General features: G+C 55.4%; 21 protein-coding genes and 1 pseudogene. 14 read left to right on the forward strand and 8 right to left on the reverse strand.

Features of this window, described 5'->3' with window-relative positions; genetic code table 11:
- The first annotated feature begins 172 nt into the window (after window positions 1–172).
- A complete protein-coding gene (locus AACY31_RS21630) occupies window positions 173–859 on the forward strand; it encodes a GntR family transcriptional regulator (RefSeq protein WP_339477871.1) in 687 nt (228 codons plus the stop codon).
- Here AACY31_RS21630 and AACY31_RS21635 read toward each other — a convergent pair.
- Window positions 841–1,917 carry a D-alanine--D-alanine ligase family protein gene (locus tag AACY31_RS21635; protein WP_339477868.1) on the reverse strand — a complete coding sequence of 359 codons (1,077 nt, stop codon included), beginning with the start codon at window positions 1,915–1,917 and terminating at the stop codon, window positions 841–843. The two genes, AACY31_RS21630 and AACY31_RS21635, sit on opposite strands and share 19 nt — an antisense overlap.
- A gap of 110 nt (window positions 1,918–2,027) precedes the next feature.
- Here AACY31_RS21635 and AACY31_RS21640 point away from each other — a divergent pair, with 110 nt between their 5' ends.
- The 7 genes and pseudogenes from AACY31_RS21640 to AACY31_RS21670 all read left to right on the forward strand — a co-directional run.
- Window positions 2,028–3,668 carry a B12-binding domain/radical SAM domain-containing protein gene (locus AACY31_RS21640; RefSeq protein WP_339477865.1) on the forward strand — a complete coding sequence of 547 codons (1,641 nt, stop codon included), beginning with the start codon at window positions 2,028–2,030 and terminating at the stop codon, window positions 3,666–3,668.
- Window positions 3,655–4,833, forward strand: coding sequence for a PLP-dependent transferase (locus AACY31_RS21645; protein WP_339477863.1), 1,179 nt, complete (start codon window positions 3,655–3,657; stop codon window positions 4,831–4,833). Before AACY31_RS21640 ends, AACY31_RS21645 begins: the two co-directional genes overlap by 14 nt.
- Before the next feature lie 336 nt (window positions 4,834–5,169).
- On the forward strand, window positions 5,170–6,048 hold the full coding sequence (locus AACY31_RS21650; RefSeq protein ID WP_339477860.1) for an LPD16 domain-containing protein: 879 nt from the start codon (window positions 5,170–5,172) through the stop codon (window positions 6,046–6,048).
- A gap of 9 nt (window positions 6,049–6,057) precedes the next feature.
- The gene (locus AACY31_RS21655) at window positions 6,058–7,221 is read left to right on the forward strand and encodes a cysteine desulfurase family protein (RefSeq protein WP_339477858.1); all 1,164 of its coding nucleotides are present in this window, start codon (window positions 6,058–6,060) and stop codon (window positions 7,219–7,221) included.
- A 4-nt stretch (window positions 7,222–7,225) separates the two neighbouring features.
- Window positions 7,226–8,158, forward strand: coding sequence for a D-alanine--D-alanine ligase family protein (locus AACY31_RS21660; protein ID WP_339505062.1), 933 nt, complete (start codon window positions 7,226–7,228; stop codon window positions 8,156–8,158).
- Window positions 8,159–8,327: 169 nt separating this feature from the next.
- Window positions 8,328–9,179, forward strand: coding sequence for a DMT family transporter (locus tag AACY31_RS21665; protein WP_339505064.1), 852 nt, complete (start codon window positions 8,328–8,330; stop codon window positions 9,177–9,179).
- A pseudogene (locus tag AACY31_RS21670) lies at window positions 9,167–9,406 on the forward strand (aspartate aminotransferase family protein); the annotation flags it as partial. The gene AACY31_RS21665 and the pseudogene AACY31_RS21670, both read left to right, overlap by 13 nt.
- Window positions 9,407–9,600: 194 nt before the next feature.
- Here AACY31_RS21670 and trxB read toward each other — a convergent pair.
- Entirely contained in the window at window positions 9,601–10,563 is a 963-nt protein-coding gene (gene trxB / locus AACY31_RS21675; protein ID WP_339477853.1) for a thioredoxin-disulfide reductase, read from the reverse strand.
- Between the two features lie 310 nt (window positions 10,564–10,873).
- On the opposite strand from trxB, the gene cysZ reads away from it, so the two are divergent.
- Window positions 10,874–11,629, forward strand: coding sequence for a sulfate transporter CysZ (gene cysZ / locus AACY31_RS21680; protein WP_339477850.1), 756 nt, complete (start codon window positions 10,874–10,876; stop codon window positions 11,627–11,629).
- Window positions 11,630–11,668: 39 nt separating this feature from the next.
- Entirely contained in the window at window positions 11,669–12,868 is a 1,200-nt protein-coding gene (locus AACY31_RS21685; protein ID WP_339477847.1) for a glycosyltransferase family 4 protein, read from the forward strand.
- Between the two features lie 118 nt (window positions 12,869–12,986).
- Here AACY31_RS21685 and AACY31_RS21690 read toward each other — a convergent pair whose 3' ends face one another.
- From AACY31_RS21690 to AACY31_RS21700, 3 genes are all read right to left on the reverse strand, one after another.
- Window positions 12,987–14,090, reverse strand: a complete 1,104-nt coding sequence (locus tag AACY31_RS21690; RefSeq protein WP_339477845.1) for an NADH:flavin oxidoreductase — start codon at window positions 14,088–14,090, stop codon at window positions 12,987–12,989.
- 337 nt (window positions 14,091–14,427) lie between these two features.
- Window positions 14,428–14,910, reverse strand: a complete 483-nt coding sequence (locus AACY31_RS21695; protein ID WP_339477843.1) for a glutathione peroxidase — start codon at window positions 14,908–14,910, stop codon at window positions 14,428–14,430.
- A gap of 121 nt (window positions 14,911–15,031) precedes the next feature.
- The gene (locus AACY31_RS21700; protein WP_339477840.1) at window positions 15,032–15,517 is read right to left on the reverse strand and encodes an FKBP-type peptidyl-prolyl cis-trans isomerase; all 486 of its coding nucleotides are present in this window, start codon (window positions 15,515–15,517) and stop codon (window positions 15,032–15,034) included.
- On the opposite strand from AACY31_RS21700, the gene AACY31_RS21705 reads away from it, so the two are divergent.
- The 3 genes from AACY31_RS21705 to AACY31_RS21715 are packed head-to-tail and all read left to right on the forward strand — an operon-like array spanning window position 15,486 to window position 18,893.
- Window positions 15,486–15,824, forward strand: coding sequence for a DUF3565 domain-containing protein (locus tag AACY31_RS21705; protein ID WP_339477838.1), 339 nt, complete (start codon window positions 15,486–15,488; stop codon window positions 15,822–15,824). The two genes, AACY31_RS21700 and AACY31_RS21705, sit on opposite strands and share 32 nt — an antisense overlap.
- Before the next feature lie 60 nt (window positions 15,825–15,884).
- On the forward strand, window positions 15,885–17,984 hold the full coding sequence (gene pta, locus AACY31_RS21710; protein WP_339477836.1) for a phosphate acetyltransferase: 2,100 nt from the start codon (window positions 15,885–15,887) through the stop codon (window positions 17,982–17,984).
- Window positions 17,985–18,893 (forward strand): acyltransferase, encoded by a 909-nt coding sequence (locus tag AACY31_RS21715; protein WP_339477833.1) that lies wholly within the window; start codon window positions 17,985–17,987, stop codon window positions 18,891–18,893.
- Between the two features lie 92 nt (window positions 18,894–18,985).
- Here the strand turns inward: AACY31_RS21715 and cysN are convergent, their stop codons facing one another.
- The 3 genes from cysN to AACY31_RS21730 all read right to left on the reverse strand — a co-directional run bounded on the left by cysN (window position 18,986) and on the right by AACY31_RS21730 (window position 22,840).
- On the reverse strand, window positions 18,986–20,884 hold the full coding sequence (gene cysN / locus AACY31_RS21720) for a sulfate adenylyltransferase subunit CysN (protein WP_339477831.1): 1,899 nt from the start codon (window positions 20,882–20,884) through the stop codon (window positions 18,986–18,988).
- A 9-nt stretch (window positions 20,885–20,893) separates the two neighbouring features.
- Window positions 20,894–21,811: a sulfate adenylyltransferase subunit CysD gene (gene cysD, locus AACY31_RS21725; protein WP_003178041.1), complete on the reverse strand. Its 918-nt coding sequence runs from the start codon at window positions 21,809–21,811 to the stop codon at window positions 20,894–20,896.
- A gap of 270 nt (window positions 21,812–22,081) precedes the next feature.
- Window positions 22,082–22,840, reverse strand: coding sequence for a Nif3-like dinuclear metal center hexameric protein (locus AACY31_RS21730; protein ID WP_339505063.1), 759 nt, complete (start codon window positions 22,838–22,840; stop codon window positions 22,082–22,084).
- A 104-nt stretch (window positions 22,841–22,944) separates the two neighbouring features.
- On the opposite strand from AACY31_RS21730, the gene algW reads away from it, so the two are divergent.
- Window positions 22,945–24,105 carry a Do family serine endopeptidase AlgW gene (algW, locus tag AACY31_RS21735; RefSeq protein ID WP_339477827.1) on the forward strand — a complete coding sequence of 387 codons (1,161 nt, stop codon included), beginning with the start codon at window positions 22,945–22,947 and terminating at the stop codon, window positions 24,103–24,105.
- Window positions 24,106–24,366 lie beyond the last annotated feature (261 nt).

The raw sequence follows: 24,366 nt of genomic DNA on the forward strand, positions 1-24,366 counted from the left end.
TTTTGCGGCAATTGCCGTAACCTTCGAAACTTATTTCATAGATCGCAAATGGTCGCATGTATGCGGGCTCTTTGTGTTTCTTATGAAGGCCCACCGAGGCATTAAAATTTGAGCCCTGTAGGAAAAATCTGATACCTTAATAGCCTTTCGTACAGCTGATTCGGAGGTCCTGTTGACTGGCTCACTTGATAGCTTTGTTGTTCCAGATAAGCATCGCTACAAGACCGCAATGTCTTTCGTGGTAGACGTGCTGCGACAGGGCGTCTTAACGGGTGCTATCGCCGAAGGTACCCCGTTACGACAGGACGATCTCGCAGCTAAATTTGGCCTCAGCCGAATGCCGATACGAGATGCAATTCGGCAGTTGGAAGCTGAAGGACTAGTCGTCTATGAGCCCCATAAGGGGGCTACCGTTGCAACTATGACCATTGATGACATCGTCGAAATTTACGACATGCGCATTATGGCCGAATGCACCGCGTTGAAGCTCGCATTTGGGAGTATTAAAGGAGAGCGAATTGCCGAGCTTAACAGTATTATCCAAGACATGGAGACGGCTGATCTTGATCAGTTCAGGGCTTTGAACCAACAATTTTTTGCTGTGCTATTTCAGCCAGTTCAACGCCCAAGACTCCATTCCTTAATAAAGTCCCTCCACGATTCGGTTGAGCGTTATTTGCAATTTATCTTAATAGACCTTGATCATCAGACACAGTCTGTACGGGAATATAAAATGCTCACTGATGCCTGCGCAGCAGGCGACCAGATCGGAGCTGTAAAAGCTCTAAAGAGCCATCTTTCCAACGCCCAAAAGACAGTCGTGTCTTTTTTAAAGTCGCGTCAAACATCTTCACCATAATGAAAAACAGAGCGGGCGGGCCCTACTGCGTTGTCCAAAATCTTCTCTATTAAACAAGTTAGGGAATAACCGGAGTGGCCAAACATTTGCGGATACATACTTACATCCGTAAAGCCAGGAAGGCTATTAGCTTCATTGAGAATTATTTCCTCATCTTCGGTTAAAAAAAAGTCGATTCTTGCGAAAGAACTAAGACCGAGACACTTAAAAGCACGTTTCGAGAGCTCCTGGATAGTCATTTTAGTTTTCTCACTTAACACAGCGGGGATACACAGCCGCGCCCCATTTTTATCTGCATATTTGGCGACGTAATCATAATAAATGTGAGGACCGAGGGGAATTATTTCGCCTGGTTCCGAAGCTATAAACTTGCCGTCGACTTGAAGAATACCGCACTCGATCTCGCGACCGCGTATCTCAGTTTCCAAAAGAACTTTAGCATCAAGATTTGCCGCTTCTGCGAAGGCAAGTTCATATTCATCTGCATTGACAATACGTTGTACTCCGATGGACGACCCCTGCGATGCTGGCTTGACATATATGCTACCGCCTAGTTTGGCAACAACCTCATGCCATGGCGGCATCCGCTGCTCACATGCAATGTAAGGAGTAATGGCAATACCCTCGGCTCTCAATAAACGCTTGGTAATATCCTTGTCCATCGCGATAGCAGACCCCAACGTAGACGATCCAACGCACCGCAAATTCGACATAGCAGCCAAGCCCTGTATCGTTCCATCCTCACCCCACGGGCCATGCAAGGCGGGAAACAGCAGATCAAGCTTGACCTCGCACACCTCACCCGAGCGCGCGTCCTCATAAAATATTATGGGGTATCCAAGCCTCATTGAAACGACAGGTGCCGAACCGTCCACAGCCTTCGGAAAAGAATCAGAAACGTTGTGATAACGCCAGATTCCCGACCTGTCTATGCCGATGCAATGCACCTCGCAACCAAGCTCCAGCAACGCCCCATAGATCCTCTTTGCGGATAGCAACGATACGTCATGCTCAGGGCTCCTGCCCCCAAACACTAGTCCTAGAGCCATTGCAGTCATAACATATCCTCCTTGGTTTATTGGCCATTGTATCCAATATCCATTTCATGACAACATCCCCTGATTGGTTCCGAGGCTATGAGGGCCTTGGAAGGCTTTTGGGGAACGCCATGGAACAGCGACCTGTAAAAGAAGACCTACAACTCAGCCGACGGTCTCCGCCGTCTTCCACAGCCCTTTATCCACAGCCCCGGATTCGAGCGCTTGCAGTTTCCGCTCCTGATTGGATCAGCGGGACCAAATCCGAACATGCACTCAACAGCACCGATCCCGCCAGCCTATTCAATGCTTGCCGCTACGCTGCAAATTTGGCACAGAAAAAAACTGGATCTTGGGCGGACAGTAATTGGGCGGTTTCTCGGAAAGAAATAAGAAAGTACTTCCTTCTCATGTACTCTCTCGATGATATGGACCGATTCGAGACACTTATCTTATCAATACGACCCAATCTTCTACTACTCGGAACTATGACCCTCTGTATGCCCGGAGCGATCGAGTGCGCCAAATTAGCCAAGAGACTATTAGGAGACGATATATTAATTGTACTTGGCGGCCGACATATCACAGAAACAATATACTTAGAGAGCGAACGCACACGTACTCCTTCGGCGGTTCGTCACCACAGCGCCTCTCCTGGAAGATTAATGAGAGAGGGCCGGATCCCTCCCATATTCGACATAATTATATCGGGAGAAGCAGAACAAATCATCGCAGAGATTGGTATTGCCTTTTGTAACTCACTCCCAGGTCGACCTACCTCAGTTGCCGACAGCATCCAGCCTGGGGTACCGGGATTATGGATCGCTGATTTTCCTAGGCTCAATCGTACACTGGTAAGCAGCGGTGTTCGATTGTCCTATGACGAGATCCCGTCCATAGTAAACATTTTTGGGGTAACAGCGTCCTTTGATATATTTAAAGGGCGGATGACCTCACACATTTTTAGCGATACCGGACCGGGTTGTGTATATGACTGTAACTTTTGCAGTGAGCGACGTAGCATAACGGGAAGTATTCAAGATATTAAAGGCGCGCCGCGCCGGGTGTATCGCCAGCTTAAAGACTCGGTCTCTATAATCGCTCAGGACCACCCAGGCAAAGGAGCCAGCGCCTTTGTTGAGGACTCAATTTTCCTAAGTGGGAGTCCATTAGCAATTAGTCAGCTTTGCGAACTTCTTGAGTATGAACCTCTCGATATCGTATTTGGAGGACAATTTACTATCGATCAAGTCGTCCGTCGAAAAAAATTAATCGCGCGCCTAAATAAAAACGGTTTGCAATATATATTCATCGGTCTCGAAACCTTTGATCCAGAAGAAATCGGTGGAATGAACAAAGATCTTGATAAACAATCAGGCTCTTGGCAAAACCGTTTTGCAAGCGCACTGAGTTTTCTTATCGAGACCAAGATATCTTGTGGTTGCGCGCTTCTATTTGGTTTAGGTGAGAGCCATTTAAGTCGAATCGCTCTGCTTGAGACGCTGATCGAGTACAAAAAGAAAACTGGAGAACCGAAAATAATCAGCGCGAACTGGGCGGTTCAGCATCCATTAAGGAATTGCCCTGAAAGCGAAGGAGAGGACTATTTACGATGGGGCACACCGAAAGGCCCTTTATTAAGCGCATTTCATCGTTTCGGAGAAGCCTCACTCGAATACCCCCTTTCGGGAGTCGCGCCAGTCGTGCTAGCTGAAGTAGAAGATATCCTCTCTCTGCTTAATGAATTCGAGTCAAACCATGAAAAAATCTAATTCGACTGCCCTTGCTCAAATAGGTCTATTCCCTTTAGGGAATGTGCAATCGACCACTACACCAGCTATAAATACCACAACATTTACCGTTAGAAGTCTTTCTGAACTCGCCCCCATCAACAATTCAAGCTTAATCAAAATCCGCAACAAACTTTTCTCGAAACTTTATTATGGAGGTGTCGACACTCCGACAACCCGCCAGCTTTCTCTAAAAATTGCAAAAATAGAAAAAGGCAAATTTGCTTTACTTGCCCCGTCTGGCCAAAGTGCGATTCACTTACTCATTGCAGCAAGGGCATTACCCGGCGATCACATACTAATTTGCGACACTGTAACTTATTCGACACAATGGCTTCTAGACCAACATTTCGCAGCGATTGGGATTGAGGTGGAGTATTTTGAACCAAGCGAAGCCTCTTCACTCTCCTCCCGTTTAAAGTCGAATACAAAAATAGTATTTTGGGAGTCCCCCGGAGCGTTTACCTATGAGCTTGTAGACGGAAGGGCAGTGGTAGAAGCATGTAAAAATCATTCGGCTTTTACAGTAGTTGATAACACTTGGGCTGCGTCTACGTTTTATCATCCGCTGGAAATAGGTGTTGATGCCACTCTAATTTCAATGACTAAATCCCATGCAGCTGTGAATGGTATTTCATTAGGCGCGATTGTCACTAACCATCAAGATTTTTTTGAAAGCGTCAAGGCAGTGGCTGCGCTTCTTGGCAGTCATGTAAGCTCAGAAACTTGTGCTAGCGCGCTCTATTCAATGAGCACCTTGAGCGCACGGCTATCGCTTCAAATGTCCACCACCCGCTACATAATAGATGTCCTTACTGGACTACCAGCTATTAAGCGCGTCCTACACCCTACAGTACCAAACGACCAAGATAATTTGTTCAACCGGGATTACAGCGGTTTCAACAGTCTCATATCAATAGAATTCGCATGCCATTACGAGGAAGTAATCACCCGCATTGACCGTCTGAGGGTTATCAAAGTCGGATATGGATGGGGGGGCACAATCAGCCTTGTTAGTCCTTTCAACCCTGCCGAGTGGAGGTCTGCGAAACGCCTTGATTTACGAAGTAGCTACGCACGCATCTATTTAGGGCTGGAAGACGCTCACGACATCGAAATGGACCTCAGAAACGCCTTTGGCCCTTAGTTCCCGCTGATATGGCCAAGACAGCCTGAGGTCAAGCGGAGACGACAGATTCCTGCGCATGCTTCGTCTCAGTGTTCAATTTTTCCGGCCCTGCCGTAGCGCTTTCGACTGAAAGCAAGCCGTCCTGAGGGCCCTCATCTCATCCTGGCCTGAAGGGATTCTCTTCATGCAAATTGCACGGTTACGTTTGACGATTTCAAACCGGTAGACTACGCTGGATTTTGTATCCAATATCCAACAATACTCTGAGAAGTTAAGCTCAAGAGAATAATAATGACTGCTGATGGCAAGCATAGATTTCCCAGCAAACTCTAATTATTGACATGGACTAGCCGGATGAAAAAAATCAATGAAAAGGAAATAACTGTTTACAACGAAAAATCCCTGCTAGACGAACTTTTTATATTGATGAATGACCTTGCTTTTAGCGAGGTCGTAGTTGTCGCCGGCCATTTCATGTTGTTTTATGATCCGAGCAACATGCGACTTATACCGGGTATCTTTGAAGACGTCGAAAACAAAGCACTCAGAGAGCAGATCAAAAAGCGCGTAGGTATATTTCCATCCTACACATGGGACTTGGGCATTCGGGTTGGCGAGCATTATCTATCAACACCCAATCGCACTGCAAAGCTACTTCTTTTAATTAACGACTGGCAATACGTGCCCGACAGCGGTACCGCGAGTGATTACCGACGAGATTTTTATGAGGGGTTCGAAGAACTTCCGACTAATTTCAGATCACGATTGAAAGAATCGAAAGTTATTTCAGAAAAAAATATATTCTCGAGCCAGAGGAATCCCTATGCTTTTCCGGAAACCTGGTTAAAAAATCGCTTTCAGAATGAGGCGACCCGCCTAGTCAAGGCGGGCAAATTACAAAAGCGCTTTCTTACAGATAAGCCTGGCATGTCGGAAATATCTTTTACCGATACACTGGGAAATTCCCTACCGCTAATCAGCTGTGGAATGACAGGTTGCGCTGGAGAAATTACCGAGATGATCTCAGAAGTCTACAAAGCTGGGGGACGCTTACTAATAATATTTGCTCCCGCAGAATGCCACGCTCCCATTCGTACTGGTGTAGAAATTGCTCTATCAATTTATGAGCTAACCAATATTAAAGTTGTTGTAGTAGATCTGGGGGGCAATGGCGAGATGACCCATAAAGATATCTATGACAGGGGCGTCAGTATAGTCTCCTACGAAGCGTAAGGAATACTTATGTCGAACCCATACGACACCATCATATATTTAGATGCAGCAGCGACAACAAAATGCGCAGATGATGTTGTGGCGGCAATGATTGAATTGAGTTCAAACCATTACGGAAATCCATCGTCTCCCCACACCATGGGTAGATACGCCAGACGTGCAATCGTCGAGGCTACGCTTAGCATTTCACGCTTGCTGGGTTGTACTAGCGAAGAGTTAACTCTCACGTCCGGAGCGACAGAAAGCAATAATATTGTAGTACTAGGAATCGCGGAGCCAGATAGAGGCCAAAATATCGTTGTCTGCCCAATCGATCACAAATCTATCTTAGCTGCCGCAAGCGAATCCGAGAGGCGTGGCGTGGAGGTGCGTCTTATGAAGGTGAATAAGCACGGCCGAATTGACTTAGACCATCTTGCCCAAATTGTGGATGACAATACTGCACTTGTTACTCTAGCTTACGTTAACTCAGAGCTTGGTACGTTACAGGATCTTTCAAAGATAACTCATCTACTAAAAGGCAAATCAGCCATTTTCCATGTTGACGCATCCCAAGCTGCTGGAAAGCTACGTTTAAATGTCCAAGATCTGAAAATTGATTGCATGTCTTTATCTGCGCATAAGATATGCGGCCCCAAAGGCATCGGTGCCCTATATGTTTCGCACTCATCAATATCGCGACTGCGCCCGTTAACATTTGGAGGAGGGCAATACTGCCTTCGCAGCGGTACCCTACCCGCGCAGCTAGTAGTGGGATTCGGTCTCGCGGCGAAGCGCATTAACTCTTGCGACCTCAAAAGTCAATGGAAGGAGGCGGACAAGAGACGGAGTATTATTATTGAAACTCTACAGCAGCATAACATCCATTTCAAACTGAACTCTCCGACTGATTGCTCCGTGCCACATATTTTAAATATATATTTCCCAGGTATACGCTCGGAGACAGTTATCCATGGTTTACCAAACGTATGTATTTCTTCAGGATCCGCCTGTAATTCACAGAGCATGAAGCCTTCATATGTTTTAACTCAAGTTGGGCACGATCAGGAGCGGGCAAATTGTTCCATCCGCATATCTTTTACTTCTGACATGGAAATTGATCAGTTGACCCAAGGCGCCAAACTTATCGCTGAAAAAGTATTTAGTCTACAACAGCTAAAAGCATGGAGTTAAGCTAATGCCTAGAGAGAACATAGCAATAGTCACCGGCGGAGACTCTTCTGAGAGAGAAGTATCTTTGGAAACTTGCGATTACGTATCAAGAACCCTTCATCAAATGAACATTGACTGTTCAACTTTCATTATTTCCAGCTACAAAGATTTTATAGCTCTACCTTTTTCCGACTTTACCCGCGTATTTCTCGCTCTACATGGAGGGTTCGGTGAAAATGGTATGGCTCAGGCCTATCTAAGAGGTCTCGGCATTCCTCACAACGGACCTTCACCGCAAGCAAGCGCAATTTGCATGGACAAGCTTCTAACTAAACATATTGCTAAAGGGCTGGGTATAAAGGTGCCCGATTATCTATTTTTCCCTAATGACCAGCCTATTTCTTTCGAGCTAGCTAAAAGACGTTTTGGAAGTCGTTTCATTGTGAAACCTAATGGAGGTGGATGCAGCATTGGCGTCTCGCTGATAAACGACGAAGCCCAGTTTGACCAGGCTGTAAAACTAGCATCTTCTTATCAACAAGGAATTTTGTTAGAAGAATTTATCAGCGGCCAGGAGCTATCCGTCTCATACTTTTATGGAGGGATGTTACCAACACTCGCGGTCGGATTCACTACAGACTTTTTTTCGTACGAGGCTAAGTTCGAATCCAATGAAACAAAATCATGGTTTATTGAGCTCACTGAACCGTTACAAAGAAAAATAGATAGCGATGGGGTAATTTTTGCCAAATCATTGGGGCTAGATTACTACCGAGCAGATGTAATTATTAATAACGAAACCCCTTATCTCATCGAAATAAATACTCTTCCAGGCCTGACCTCACATAGCTTATTCCCCAAAGCCTGTGCTCGCAACAACATAGCACCGCAGGAATTAATTTCAAAATTAAACAATTTGAACTTTTGCACGACCATCTGCCCTCATACAGGAAGCTAATTACATATCTGCACAAACAGTAAAGTTGTACAATAAAAAAATAAGCTATCAAAAACAAAGCATTTCATGCTGGCTCTTTTGCTTTGTATCGAAGCAAAAAATAAAATGGATTTATATGGCTTTCCCATCTAAGGGTGAACGGTGTTCGACATCCGCACGCGGCGTGACAATGATGGCAGTGGCTGCAGTTTTGGCTCCGTTCCCCGATGCTTTAGCCAAAATCCTTACTGAAGACTTCGGTATAACCGCGGTTGGGATTGCGTTGACACGTTTCGGTCTTCAAAGCTTAACGATGTTTCCACTCATCCTTGCGCTCAATGGCCGTAAGGCCTTGATTATAAAAAATCCCGGATTGAATTTTCTGCGCGGAGTGTTGCTAGCAGTTGCCAGCATCACTTTTTTTGCGGCTTTAAAGGTCATGCCCTTAGCAGATGCGGTTGCTATTTTTTTTATTCAGCCGGTTATTGGAGTCCTTCTCGGCATCATTGTTTTACGCGAAAAACCTACCCAAAACTGTATCACAGCCATCTTAGCGGGTCTCTGCGGAACAATATTAATTATTCGACCTAACTTCATTGCTGCGGGCATCCTGGCCATCCTGCCTATTATTTGCGCGCTCTGCTTTACTATTTACCTCATTCTCGGCAAATACCTTTCCAAAGAAAACTCCTCACTAATCGTGCACTTTCACACTGGTTTGGGAGCGACATTTTTTATAGGACTGGGCATTCTCGTTGAAAACCTAATCAATCCTTCTGAGATCCAGTTAACTGCGTACTTAAACTCATCCACTTGGGTTTATCTAGTGTTAATAGGGCTAAGCTCAAGCCTGATTCACCTCCTATATATAATGGCATATCGTTTAGCGCCGGTAAGCACGTTAGCTCCTATTAGCTATATAGAAATAGTTTCGGCGACTGGATTCGGCATCGTGTTTTTTGCACACATTCCAGATCCGCTGCAAATTCTTGGAATGGCTATTATAGCCGCCTCAGGACTTATACTTTTATGGGCCGCCTGACCGGCGTCGGCGCGATGCGCGGCATCGAACTCGCCCATCCCGACGGCAGCCCGGCCTCGGCACAACTGACGCAACTGCTGGCCCTGGCACGGGAATCGGGCTTGCTGCTGATGCCCAGCGGAAAATCGCGGCACATCATTCGACTGCTGGCGCCGTTGACGACCGAGCCGGCCGTGTTGGAAGAGGGGTTGGATATTCTGGAGGCATGCCTGGCGAAGCTGGCCTGAAATACAATGCGCCTGACCACACAAAACCTTGTGGGAGCGAGCCTGCTCGCGATAGCGGTATATCTGTCAACATCGATACTGGCTGGTCTGACGCCATCGCGAGCAGGCTCGCTCCCACAAGGGTTTCCCGCAGGATGTATTAATACCCACCCATTAAAAAACCGGCCGAAGCCGGTTTTTTTGTGCCCGCTGAATCAGAACGAAGCGTTCTGCAGGCCATCGAGGTAGCGCTCGGTGTCCAAGGCTGCCATGCAACCGGCACCGGCCGAGGTGATCGCCTGGCGGTAGACGTGGTCGGCCACGTCACCGGCCGCGAAGATACCTTCGACGCTGGTGGCAGTGGCGTTGCCGTCGCGGCCGCCCTTGACCACCAGGTAGCCGTCCTTGAGTTCCAGCTGGCCTTCGAACAGCGAGGTGTTCGGGGTGTGGCCGATGGCGATGAAGACGCCGTCAACCTTGATCTCGTCGAAGCTGCCGTCGTTGTTCTTCAGGCGAGCACCGGTCACGCCCATGTTGTCGCCCAGCACTTCGTCCAGGGTCGCGTTGAGCTTGAGGATGATCTTGCCTTCGGCGACGCGGGCATTGAGCTTGTCGATCAGGATCTTCTCGGCGCGGAAGGTTTCACGACGGTGGATCAAGGTGACCGTGCTGGCGATATTGGCCAGGTACAGCGCTTCCTCGACCGCGGTGTTGCCGCCACCGACCACCGCCACTGGCTTGTTGCGGTAGAAGAAGCCGTCGCAGGTGGCGCAGGCCGAAACACCTTTGCCCATGAAGGTTTCTTCCGACGGCAGGCCCAGGTAACGAGCGCTGGCGCCGGTAGCGATGATCAGGGCATCGCAGGTGTAGGTCGCGCTGTCGCCGGTCAGGGTGTATGGCTTGGCGGCGAAATCCACGGCATTGATGTGATCGAAAACGATCTCGGTCTCGAAGCGCTCGGCGTGCTCTTTCATTCGCTCCATCAACACTGGGCCGGTCAGCCCGTGGACGTCGCCCGGCCAGTTGTCGACTTCGGTGGTGGTGGTCAATTGACCGCCGGCTTGCATGCCGGTAATCAGCAACGGCTTGAGGTTGGCACGGGCGGCATAAACCGCAGCGCTGTAACCGGCAGGGCCGGAACCGAGAATAATCACTCGCGAATGACGCACTTCAGACATGACCTACTCCTGTTGACCGGACCTGGCGGGCCGGAACGCCGGGTGAGCGGCGCAAATAAAAAGGGACTGTTGCCGCACTTGGGGAAGGCTTTGGTCCGACAGTCCTGAAAAGAATGGGTGCAGCGTATCGAGGGAGCGAAGATTAAGGAAATACGGTTTAACAATCCAGCTCATAGGTGAGCTCTATCCCCGGCGGCCCCATCGATAGGCGCCTTCGCCTCAAGAAACGTTGTTACACGCCATGTCGCCGCTTTCCCGGGCGGGGCAAAGCCGGTAAGGTCGGCGCGTTCACCTTCGCTCGGAGCCGCCTATGCCTGCCCCCGCCCTGTCCGGCCCGCAATATTTGCGAGAAGGCCTCAATCTGGTCTTGAGCCCGGGCCTGCGCCTGTTCGTACTCTTGCCCCTGGCGATCAACCTGGTCCTGTTCGTCGGATTGATTTACCTGGCCGGCCATCAGTTCAGCCTGTGGGTCGATACCCTGATGCCGTCCCTGCCAGAGTCGCTGAGTTTCCTCAGCTATGTGCTCTGGCCACTGTTCGTGGTGCTCGTCGTGCTGATGGTGTTTTTCACCTTCACCATGCTCGCCAACATCATCGCAGCACCGTTCAACGGCTTTCTCGCGGAAAAAGTCGAAGTGGTCATCCGTGGCACCGACGACTTCCCGACCTTCAGTTGGGCCGAGTTGATCGCCATGATCCCGCGGACCCTCGGCCGGGAAGCGCGCAAGCTCGGCTATTTCCTGCCTCGCGCCCTGGGGCTGTTCCTGCTGTCGTTCATCCCTGTGGTCAATCTGGTGGCGGCACCGCTGTGGCTGCTGTTCGGCATGTGGATGATGGCGATCCAGTACATCGACTACCCGGCGGACAACCACAAGCTAGGCTGGAACGAAATGCTCGCCTGGCTGCGGGAAAAACGCTGGCAGAGCCTGGGCTTTGGCGCCAGCGTGTACCTGGTGCTGCTGATCCCGGTGGTGAACATCCTGATGATGCCGGCAGCGGTGGCCGGGGCAACGTTGTTCTGGGTCCGTGAGCAAGGCGCCGAGACCGCGGTGGCCCGGCAGGGCTGAGCTGTCACAAATCCATCATCCTGGCGTCACAATGACGAAATGGCCCCGGTCGACACTGGGGTCATGACCACACCCCTGCACATTACCCTGATCACCGAAACCTTCCCGCCGGAAATCAATGGCGTGGCCAATACCCTGGGCCGCCTGTACGACGGCCTGCGCGCCCGTGGGCATCAGGTCGAGCTGATACGGCCTCGCCAGGCCGACGAGCAACGCCAGGCCAGTGACGACCAGTTGCTGCTGTGCCGGGGCTGGCCGTTACCGGGCTATCCGGGTTTGCAGTGGGGCCAGGCGTCGATGCACAAGCTGCTCAGACGCTGGAAACGCCATCGTCCGGACGTGCTCTACATCGCCACAGAAGGGCCGCTGGGTTTGTCGGCACTGCGCGCGGCACGACGCTTGGGTATTTCAGTGGTCAGCGGCTTCCACACCAATTTCCAGCAATACACCCAGCAGTACGGCCTCGGGCTGTTGAGCCGCGTGCTCACTCATTACCTGCGCTGGTTTCACAATCGCTCCAGCCTGACCCTGGTGCCCAGCGTCAGCCAGCGCCTGGAACTGGAGCGACGACATTTCGAGCGCGTGGCGCTGCTGTCTCGCGGCGTGGACAGCCAACTGTTTCATCCGGTCAAGCGCTCGGCGAGCCTGCGCGAAGCATGGGGCCTGGGCGACGATGACATCGCAGTGCTTCATGTCGGCCGCCTGGCCCCGGAGAAGAACCTCGGGTTGCTCAAGCGCAGTTTCGACACGCTGTGCAACGCTTTTCCGGATCGACGGCTGAAGCTGGTGGTGGTCGGCGACGGCCCGCAGCGCTCCGCGCTGGAGCAGGCACTGCCCGAGGCGATCTTCTGCGGCTCGCAACGCGGCGAGGCCCTGGCCAGCCATTTTGCTTGCGGGGATGTGTTTGTCTTTCCGAGCCTGACCGAAACCTTCGGCAATGTGGTGTTGGAGGCGCTGGCGTCCGGTCTGGGCGTGGTGGCCTACGATCAGGCTGCAGCAGCCCAACATATTCGCCACGGCTATAACGGCGTGCTGGCAATGCCGGGGGATGAAGAGGCGTTCTGCGATGCGGCCCGTTGGCTGCTGGAGCAGCGCGAGACCTTGCGTTGCGTGCGGCTCAATGCGCGCCAGCATGCCAGTCGCCAAGGCTGGGCGTCGGTGATCGAGCAATTCGAGGCGCAGTTGCGCGGGGTTTGCCAGGTCGATTCGTCGCTGCCCCAGGCCGTGTCGCCACGCTGAAAAGCATCGCGGGCAAGCCTTGCTCCCACATTAGTCTCCCGTGAACACATCATGCGTGAACGACTGACAACTCTGTGGGAGCAAGGCTTGCCCGCGATGAGGCCCTACAAGGCGCCGCTTAAACCAATGTCATCAACGCCTCGCGACTGAACGGCAAGATCTCCTGCTCCCGCCCTTCACGGACTTTTTGCGCCCAGTCCGGGTCCACCAACAGCGCACGCCCCACCGCCACCAGGTCGAACTCATCGTTGTTCAAACGCTCCAGCAGCTTTTCCAGGCTGGCCGGTTGCGCGACCTTGTCGGTGTTGACCATGAACTGCAGGAACTCGCCATCCAGGCCGACGCTGCCCACGGTGATGGTGGGCTTGCCGGTGAGCTTGCGGGTCCAGCCCGCCAGGTTCAGCTCGGAGCCTTCGAACTCTGGCTCCCAGAAGCGTCGCGTCGAACAGTGGAAAATATCCACACCCGCTTCGGACAACGGCTTGAGGAATTCGCCCAAGGCTTCAGGGGTCTGCACCAAGCGCGCGGCGTAGTCCTGCTGCTTCCATTGGGAAAAACGGAAAATGATCGGGAAGCCCTCACCCACCGCCGCGCGCACGGCGCGAATCAATTCGATCGCAAAGCGCGAGCGGTTGGCCAGGCTGCCGCCGTAACCGTCGGTGCGTTGATTACTGCCTTCCCAGAAGAACTGGTCCACCAGGTAACCGTGCGCGCCGTGGATCTCCACCCCGTCCATGCCGATGATCTTGGCGTCTTTTGCCGCTTGGGCGAAGGCGGCGATGACGTCGTTTATGTCCGACTGGGTCATGCCGTGGACCATCACCTGACCGTCCTTGAGCTTTTCGCTCGGGCCATAGCCGGGCACGCTGGCGTCCGGCTCGGTGCCGATGCGGCGCACACTGCCCACATGCCACAGCTGTGGAACGATCTTGCCGCCTTCGGCATGCACCGCATCCACCACTTTCTTCCAGCCGGCCAGCGCGGCGTCGCCATAGAAATGCGGCACGTTCGGGTAGCCGTTGGAAGCCTTGTGCCCCACCGTCGTGCCCTCGGTGATGATCAGGCCGACCCCGGCCGCCGCACGGCGACGGTAATACTCGATGACCTTGGCATTGGGCACGCCGCCCGGCGAAAAGGAACGGGTCATCGGCGCCATCACCACCCGGGTCGGTAACTCGAACGCGCCGAGGTGGAAGGGTTTGAACAGGGCTTTTGCAGGCATGGGGCACTCCACGGGACGCAGTCACAGGTCGGATATGACGATGATAATATGGAGCCTGGTGTGTGCTGGGTAGCACTATTGATGTGAATGATTAGGGATCAAAAGGAAGCTACAAGGAACTGCGTAGGATCTGTGTAGGAGCTGCGTAGGAGCTGCGTAGGAGCTGCGTAGGAGCTGCGTAGGAGCTGCGTAGGAGCTGCGTAGGAGCTGCGTAGGAGCTGCGTAGGAGCTGTCGAGTGCAACGAGGCTGCGATCTTCCCCCTGACACCTGAGCCTCAAACGAAAGATCAAAAAATCGCAGCCTTCGGCAGCTCCTACATCTGAAAATTCTGGGGGATCAAGCCAACGCTTTTTCAATCGCCTGGATCACGACAGGATCATCCGGCACCGTACGCGGTGAGAAACGCGCCAGCACCCGGCCGTCCTTGCCGAGCAGGAATTTTTCGAAGTTCCAGGTAATGTCCCCGGGAAACTCTGCCCCCTCGCCCGCCAGCAGACGGTACAACTGGTGACGATCATGACCGTTCACGTCCAGCTTGCTGGACAGCGGGAACGTCACGCCGTAGTTGAGGCTGCAAAAATCCTGGATGTCCTGTTCGGTCCCCGGTTCCTGCCCGGCGAACTGATTGCAGGGCAAGCCCAGTACGCTGAACCCCTTGGCCTTGTATTGCTGATAGAGATTTTCCAGCGCCGCGTACTGAGGCGTCAGGCCACATTTGGAGGCGACGTTGACCACCAGCACGACTTGCCCCTTGAATGGCGCCAGAGCAAGCTCCTGACCATCCAGGGCTTTGAGTTTAAGGTCGTGGAAAGCACTCATGACGAACTCCAGGTTTGCGGATCTTTTCGAAACAGCCATGGGTGATGCTAACAGCAACCGACTAAAAAGGCGCCGTATGGCGCCTTTCCAGTTCACTGGTCATTTGAGCGTAGCGCACAAATCAGTGGTGATGGCCGCCTTCGCCATGGACGTGACCATGGGCAATTTCTTCCTGGCTGGCGTCACGAATGTCGACGATCTTGACCTTGAAGTTCAAGCGCTGGCCAGCCAACGGGTGGTTGCCGTCAACGGTGACATCGTCGCCATCCAGGTCGCGAATGGTGACGATCTGCATCTGGCCATCGGGTGCCGAGGCGTGGAACTGCATGCCCACTTCCAACTCATCGACGCCTTCGAACATGCTGCGGCTCAGGGTGCTGACCAGTTCGGCGGAGTACTCGCCATAGGCGTCTTCCGGCTCGACGGTAACGTTCAGGTCGTCACCGACCGTTTTGCCTTCCAGGGCTTTTTCCAAGCCCGGAATGATGTTGCCTGCGCCATGCAGGTAGACCAGCGGAGCGCCGCCGGCAGAGCTGTCGATGACCTCACCAGCGTCGTTGGTCAGGGTATAGTCGATGGAGACAGCCTTATTGGCGGCGATCAGCATGGGGCGAGACCTTTTGCATAAGAATGAAGAACGGACAAGTCTAAACAAGGATTTGCCCGAAAGCGAACGGAACCCGGACAAACGGCCCTACTCGAACAGACCGACGGTCACCGGTTTCCATCAGGACGAAGATGGGCACTGGGTGGCCGAGCTGTCCTGCGGCCATACCCAGCATCTGCGTCACCAGCCACCATGGCAGTCCCGGGCGTGGGTACTGGACCCGGCGCAACGCATTGAAAAAATAGGTCAGCCCTTTGACTGCGGCTGGTGCGCACAGGCCCCGGTTAGCGATAACCTTAACGACTGAATTTGACGGTAGACGGCCAGTCATAGGCCGCGCCTTGCCATGCACCTCCAGGGAATCCGCATGCAAACTTTTTTTATCGCGCCCACCGATTTTGGTGTGGGCCTGACCTCCATCAGCCTCGGGCTGGTGCGTACCCTTGAACGGGCCGGGCTGAAAGTCGGCTTCTTCAAACCCATTGCCCAGCCTCACCCCGGCGACACCGGGCCAGAACGCTCCACCGAGTTGGTGGCCCGCACCCATGGCCTCAAGCCGCCGCAGCCCCTGGGCCTGGCGCACGTCGAGCGCATGCTCGGCGACGGCCAGCTCGATGAGCTGCTGGAAGAAATCATCACCCTTTACCAGCAAGCGGCCATCGGCAAGGACGTGCTGGTCGTCGAAGGCATGGTCCCGACCCGCAACGCCAGCTATGCCGCGCGGGTCAACCTGCACCTGGCCAAGAGCCTGGACGCCGAGGTCATCCTGGTGTCGGCGCCGGAAAACGAAGTGCTGACCGAACTGTCTGGCCGGGTAGAACTGCAGGCGCAGTTGTTTGGCGGGCCAAAGGACCCGAAAGTCCTCGGGGTGATCCTGAACAAGGTTCGCACCGACGAAAGCATGGAGGCGTTTTCCGCGCGGCTCAAGGAGCACTCGCCCTTGCTGCGCAGCGGCGATTTCCGCCTCCTCGGTTGCATCCCGTTTCGCCCCGAACTCAACGCCCCGCGCACCCGTGACGTGGCCGACCTGATGGGCGCGCAGGTGCTCAATGCCGGCGACTACGAAACCCGGCGCATGAGCAACATCATCATTTGCGCCCGCACCATGCGCAACACCGTGGAACTGCTCAAGCCCGGCGTGCTGGTGGTGACCCCCGGTGATCGCGACGACATCATCCTGGCCGTGAGCCTGGCAGCGATCAACGGCGTGCCGCTGGCCGGCCTGCTGCTGACCAGCGACACCCTGCCCGACCCGCGTATCATGGACTTGTGTCGCGGCGCCTTGCAGGCGGGGCTGCCGGTACTGTCGGTGAGCACCGGCTCCTATGACACCGCCAACCTGCTCAACGGCCTGAACAAGGAAATCCCCATCGATGACCGTGAACGTGCGGAGATCATCACCGATTTTGTCGCCAGCCACCTCGACGCCAGATGGTTGCACCAGCGCTGCGGCACACCACGGGAAATGCGCCTGTCGCCAGCGGTGTTCCGCTATCAGTTGATCCAACGCGCCCAGGCCGCCAACAAACGCATCGTGCTGCCCGAAGGCAGCGAACCGTTGACCGTCCAGGCCGCCGCCATTTGCCAGGCCCGGGGCATTGCCCGCTGCGTGTTGCTGGCCAAACCGGCTGACGTCGAAGCGGTAGCCCGCGCCCAAGGCATCGAACTGCCGCCGGGGCTGGAGATCCTCGATCCGGATTCGATTCGCGAGCGCTATGTCGAACCCATGGTGAGGTTGCGCAAGAGCAAGAGCCTGAACGCGCCGATGGCCGAGCAGCAATTGGAAGACACCGTGGTCATCGGCACCATGATGCTGGCCCTGGACGAAGTGGACGGGCTGGTATCGGGACTCATCCACTCCACCGCCAACACCATCCGTCCGGCCCTGCAACTGATCAAGACCGCGCCAGGGTGCTCGCTGGTGTCCTCGGTGTTTTTCATGCTGTTTCCCGAAGAAGTGCTGGTCTACGGCGACTGCGTGATGAACCCGCACCCCAGCGCTGCGGAGCTGGCGGAAATTGCCCTGCAAAGTGCCGACTCGGCCGCCGCTTTCGGCATCACGCCACGGGTGGCGATGCTCAGTTACTCCAGCGACGAATCGGCCAGTGGCGAAGAAGTGGAAAAAGTTCGCGAAGCCACCCTGCTGGCCCACGAGGCCCAGCACGGCCTGCTGATCGATGGTCCGCTGCAATACGACGCTGCCGCCAACGAAACCGTGGCACGGCAATTGGCGCCCAACAGCCAGGTGGCCGGCCGGGCGACGGTGTTCATCTTCCCGGACCTCAACACCGGCAACACGACCCACAAGGCCGTGCAGCGCAGCGCCGATTGCGTCAGCCTCGGGCCGATGCTGCAAGGCTTGCGCAAACCGGTGAATGACTTGCCACGCGGCGCCCAGGTCGACGACATCGTGTACACCATCGCCCTGACCGCGATCCAAGCCGCCAACCGACCTTTGGATATTTAAATGCTGGACTTCTTGCCTGCTCCTTTGCGCGGCGTCATTGCCTCGCTGCTGTTGGCGCTGAACACCATCGCCTGCTGCACGCCGCTGTTCATCGTGGCGATTTTCAAGCTGTTGCTGCCCTTCCCCACCGCCCAGCGCTTCACCAACTGGTTGATGGGCCACATCCACGAAGCCTGGATCAGCAACAACAAGGCCTGGATGAACCTGCTGCGTCGTACCCGCTGGCACCTCAGCGGCCTGGAGGGTCTGGACTACCAGCATTCGTACCTGATCACCAGTAACCACCAGAGCTGGGTCGACATCATGGTGTTGCAGTACGTGCTGAACCGGCGCATCCGGCCGTTGAAGTTCTTTCTCAAGCAGGAACTGATCTGGGTACCGGTGATCGGCTTGGCCTGGTGGGCGCTGGGGTTCCCGTTCATGAAGCGCTACTCCAAGGCTTACCTGGAAAAGCATCCGGAAAAGAAAGGCAAGGACCTGGAAACCACCCGCAAGACCTGCGCGAAGTTTCGCGACAACCCCGTGGGAATTTTCAATTTTGTCGAAGGCACGCGCTTCACCGAAGGCAAACATGCCCAGCAGCAGTCACCGTTTCGCCACCTGCTCAAGCCCAAGGCCGGGGGCATCGCGTTTGTGCTCGATGCCATGGGTGAGCAACTGGAGTCGATCATCAACGTGACCATTCATTATCCGGGCGGTCACCCGGGGTATTGGGATTTGCTCTGCGGCAACGTTGGGGAGGTGGTGGTGCATTTCCAGGCGCTGAAGATCCCACCGCAGTTCATTGGCAAGAACTACGATCAGGACGGTGTGTATCGCCTGGAGTTCCAGGGCTGGATCAACCAGTTGTGGCAGGACAAGGATGCGTTGCTTGCGCAGATGCATCGGGAGTATCCAAACCACCACTAACTTCCCATTGTGGGAGCGGGGTGTTCCATAGAGGAGTGAAAAAGCCCGCAGATGATCACTCATCGGCGGGCTTTTTGTTACAGCGGCTGGCCTTAGATCGCCCCACGCTTGCGCAGCAGATCCAGCACCTGCTTGACGCTCTCTTCCAGTGTCAGCGACTGGGTGTCGATCACCAGGTCGGCATCCAACGGCACGTCATACGGGAAGGATTCGCCTGGGATATTGTCGCCGGCGGCAGCATACAACCCTTGCGGATCACGCTGGGCACACACCGTTGGCGAGGCCTGGACGTAGACCGTCAGCAGACGCTCCTTGCCGATCAGTGCCTTGGCCTGTTCGCGGCCTTCGGCATCCGGGGCGACAAACGCGGCGAGGGTCAGCAGGCCGGCTTCGTTGAACTGACGGGCGACGTGAGCCGCACGGCGCCAGTTCTCGGTACGCCCGGCGCGATCCTGCGGCAAGCCCTTGTTCAGGTCATGACGCAGGTTCTGGCCATCGAGGACAAAGACCGCACGGCCCGAGTCGAACAACTTGCGCTCAACCGCATAGGCCAGCGTGCTTTTGCCAGCGCCCGACAGGCCACTGAACAAGACCGTGGCCGGCTGCTGGCCGAAGCGCTGGGCGCGTTCTTCCACCGACACATGGGCCAGTTTGCCGTGGTGCGTGCTGCTGCCATGAACCAGCGGCTGGGCGACGATCATGCCGGCACCGACCGTGCCGTTGGTCAGGCGATCGATGACGATGAACGCGCCGGTGGTGCGGTTGCTCTCGTAACCGTCCAGGGCGATCGGCGCATCCAGGGCGATTTTCACTTGGCCGATTTCGTTGAGCTGCAACGCGCTGGCCGGACCTTCTTCAAGGGTGTTCACATCCACCTTGTTGACGATGCTGGAAATCGAGCCCGGCACGTAGCTGGTGGCACGCTTGATGTCGTATTTCTTGCCCGGCAGCATCGGCTCTTCGGCCATCCACACCAGCATCGCTTCGAAGCTGTCGGTGACCGGCGGCACGTTGTCGGCATGCACCAGCAGGTCGCCACGGGAGATGTCGATCTCGTCTTCCATGGTCAGCGTTACCGCCTGACCAGGACCTGCATGTTCCAGCTCGCCTTCGAAGGTGACGATGGATTTCACGCGGCTGCTCTTGCCCGACGGCAGCACCACCACTTCGTCGCCCTTGTGCACGATGCCGCTGGCGAGGGTACCGGCGAAACCGCGGAAGTTCAGGTTCGGACGGTTGACGTACTGCACGGGGAAACGCAGATCGGTGAAGTTACGGTCGCCCGCCACTTCCACGGTCTCGAGAATCTCCATCAGCGACTGACCGGTGTACCACGGCGAACGCTCGGACTTGTTCACCACGTTGTCGCCCTTGAGGGCGGACATCGGCACGAAGTGCATGCTGGTGGGCTTCATCTTCAAGCCTTCGGCGAACTGCAGGTAGTCGGCCTTGATCGACTCGAACACGCCCTGGTCGAAGTCCTTGAGGTCCATCTTGTTGATGGCCACGACGATGTGCTTGATGCCCAGCAACGAGGCGATGAAGCTGTGGCGACGGGTCTGGGTCTGCACGCCGTAGCGGGCATCCACCAGGATGATCGCCAGGTCACAGGTGGAGGCACCGGTGGCCATGTTGCGGGTGTACTGCTCATGGCCGGGGGTATCGGCGATGATGAATTTACGCTTGGCGGTGGAGAAATAGCGGTACGCGACATCGATGGTGATGCCTTGCTCGCGCTCGGCCTGCAGACCGTCGACCAGCAACGCCAGGTCGATATCGTCACCGGTGGTGCCGACTTTCTTCGAATCGCGGGTGATGGCTTCCAGGTGATCTTCGTAGATCATCTTGGAGTCGTGCAGCAGGCGCCCGATCAGGGTGCTCTTGCCGTCGTCGACGTTACCGCAGGTCAAAAAGCGCAGCAGCTCTTTACGCTCGTGCTGGCCCAGGTAGGCGAGGATGTCCTCGCTGATCAAATCAGATTGATGCGACATGACAGCCCCTTAGAAATAACCTTGACGTTTTTTATCTTCCATCGAGCCTGCGCCATCGTGGTCGATGACCCGGCCCTGGCGCTCGGAAGTTCGCGTCAGGAGCATTTCCTGGATGATGTCCGTCAGGCTTTCGGCCTCGGACTCCACCGCGCCCGTCAACGGGTAGCAGCCAAGAGTACGGAAACGCACTTTCTTTTTGACGATACGGGCTTTGTCTTCGTCGGACAGGTGCTCGAGGATGCGCTCGTCGTCGATCATGATCAGCGTGCCGTTCTTCTCGATCACTTCACGCTCGGCGGCAAAGTACAGCGGCACGATCGGGATGCCTTCGAGGTAGATGTACTGCCAGATGTCCAGCTCGGTCCAGTTCGACAGCGGGAACACGCGGATCGACTCGCCCTTGTTGACCTTGCCGTTGTAGACGTTCCACAGCTCCGGGCGCTGGTTCTTCGGGTCCCAACGGTGCTTGCTGTCGCGGAACGAGTACACGCGCTCTTTGGCGCGGGACTTCTCTTCATCGCGACGGGCACCGCCAAAGGCGGCGTCGAAACCATATTTATCCAAGGCCTGCTTGAGGCCTTCGGTCTTCATGATATCGGTGTGCTTGGCACTGCCGTGGGTGAATGGGTTGATGCCCTGCGCCACGCCGTCCGGGTTCACATGGGTGATCAGGTCCAGGCCCAGTTCTTCGACCATGCGGTCACGGAACTTGTACATTTCCTGGAATTTCCAGCGGGTGTCGACGTGCATCACCGGAAACGGCAGCTTGCCAGGGAAGAACGCCTTGCGTGCCAGGTGCAGCATCACGGCGGAGTCTTTACCGATGGAGTACAGCATCACCGGGTTATCGAACTCGGCGGCCACCTCGCGGATGATGTGGATGCTTTCCGCCTCCAGCTGTTTCAGATGCGTCAGTTTGTCGACCATGGCTACTCACGAAAACATTCTTATGAACGGCCAGCGGGCCGTGTTCGAGCGGGGAATCCTAGCACAGCGACCTCTTCTAATCAGGGCGCCAACTAGATCGAAACAGCATATGGATATGCCTGCCGGTTCGGGCGTTGCAGTGGACTCTGTGGAAGGCAGTGAACCCTGTGGAAGCAAAGCTTGCTCGCGATAGCGGCGTTGCATGTGCCGACGTCATCGCGAGCAAGCTATGCCCCCACCGGCTCGCTCCCACAAGGGTTCATCAGTGAATCAAATGGGATTCGGGCAATCGATGAAGATGTGCTCCAGGGCAAAGCGTCGCGCCAGGTAGTCACCCAGCGCCTGGACGCCATAGCGTTCGGTCGCATGATGCCCGGCGGCGATGAAGCTGATGCCATTTTCCCGCGCACTGTGGAACGTCTGCTCAGACGCCTCGCCGCTGAGGAACAGGTCGACGCCGGCCAGCACCGCCTGATCGATATAGCCCTGGCCGCCACCGGTGCACCAGCCGACCCGGCGGATCATCTGCTCGCCTTCGATCAGCAAGGGCTCACGGCCCAGGGTTTGCTGGACCTTGCGCGCGAAATCCCGCGCCGTCATCGGTTCGGACAGGGAGCCGACCAGGCCGACAATCTTGGGGTTGTCCGGATCCAGCGGCCCCTCGACGGTGATGTCCAACTGGCGGGCCAATTGCACGTTGTTGCCCACCTCAGGGTGCAGGTCCAACGGCAAGTGATAGGCCAACAGGCTGATGTCATGCTTGAGCAACGTCTTGAGGCGACGCTGTTTCATGCCGGTGATGCAAGGGTTTTCGCCCTTCCAGAAATAACCGTGATGCACCAGCACCAGGTCGGCCTCGGCCTCGACGGCAGCGTCAAGCAAGGCCTGGCTGGCGGTGACGCCACTGACAATACGCATCACCTGGGGCGCGCCTTCGACCTGCAGCCCGTTGGGGCAGTAATCGGTAATCCGGCTGCTGGCCAGGTAACGCTCCGCTTCTTCAACCAGGGTGTTCAGGGCTACGGCCATGAAAAGACTCCTAAATATCCCGTTCAGAGGCGCGCGCGGCCTCGTATAATGCGCGACATTATGGGCGGTCTCATACCGCCTGCAACCTTTGTAGGACGTGCTTAATGCTCAAGGCGCTGCGTTTCTCCGGCTGGCCGCTATTGGCCGGCGTGCTTGTCGCTCTACTGATTATCCAGCGTTACCCGGAATGGGTTGGCCTGCCGAGCCTCGACGTCAACTTGCAGCAGGCGCCGCAAACCAAGGCGGTGCAACAGGGGCCGGTGTCCTATGCCGATGCCGTGACCACCGCCGCGCCGGCGGTGGTGAACCTGTACACCACCAAGGTCATCAACAAACCCAACTATCCGTTGTTCGAAGACCCGCAATTCCGGCGCTTCTTCGGCGATAACTCGCCCAAGCAGAAGCGCATGGAGTCGAGCCTGGGGTCGGGTGTGATCATGAGCCCGGAAGGCTATATCCTCACCAACAACCATGTCACCAGCGGTGCCGACCAGATCGTGGTGGCCCTCAAGGACGGCCGCGAAACCCTGGCACGGGTGATTGGCAGCGACCCGGAAACCGACCTCGCGGTGCTGAAGATCGACCTCAAGAACCTGCCGGCCATCACCATCGGTCGCTCCGACAGCATCCGCATCGGCGACGTGACCCTGGCCATCGGCAACCCGTTCGGCGTCGGCCAGACCGTGACCATGGGCATCATCAGCGCCACCGGGCGCAATCAGTTGGGCCTGAACAACTACGAGGATTTCATCCAGACCGACGCCGCGATCAACCCCGGCAACTCCGGCGGCGCGCTGGTGGATGCCAACGGTAACCTGACGGGGATCAACACGGCGATATTCTCCAAGTCCGGCGGCAGCCAAGGCATCGGTTTCGCCATTCCGGTGAAGCTGGCGATGGAAGTAATGAAGTCGATCATCGAACACGGCCAGGTGATTCGCGGCTGGCTGGGCATTGAAGTCCAGCCGCTGACCCAGGAACTGGCGGAGTCCTTCGGCTTGTCCGGGCGGCCCGGCATCGTGGTGGCGGGGATTTTCCGCGACGGCCCGGCGCAAAAGGCCGGCCTGCAACTGGGCGATGTGATCCTGAGCATCGATGGCGAACCGGCCGGCGATGGCCGCCGCTCGATGAACCAGGTGGCGCGGATCAAGCCCACCGACAAGGTGACGATCCAGGTCATGCGCAACGGCAAGGAACTCAAGCTGACCGCCGAAATCGGCCTGCGCCCACCGCCGGCGCCGGTGGTGCTCAAGCAAGAGCAGTAAGCCGCCTCAAGCCTTCCGGGAGTTTGCTCCCGCTGGGCTCTGTAGGAGCTGCCGAAGGCTGCGATCTTTTGATCTTTTGATCTTTTGCTTGAGACTCAAGTGTCTGGGGAAAGATCGCAGCCTCGTTGCACTCGACAGCTCCTTGTATCTCGACTATCGCTCCGACAGAAGCGATAGTTCTCGACTGATCATCGAGGGAGGGACTTGGAAGCCGTACAGCTCCTTAGGCTTTTTGCCTGTGATGTAGATAGTGCTCCAGCC

Source organism: Pseudomonas sp. RL_105y_Pfl2_101, from assembly GCF_963970585.1.
Taxonomy (GTDB): Bacteria; Pseudomonadota; Gammaproteobacteria; order Pseudomonadales; family Pseudomonadaceae; genus Aquipseudomonas.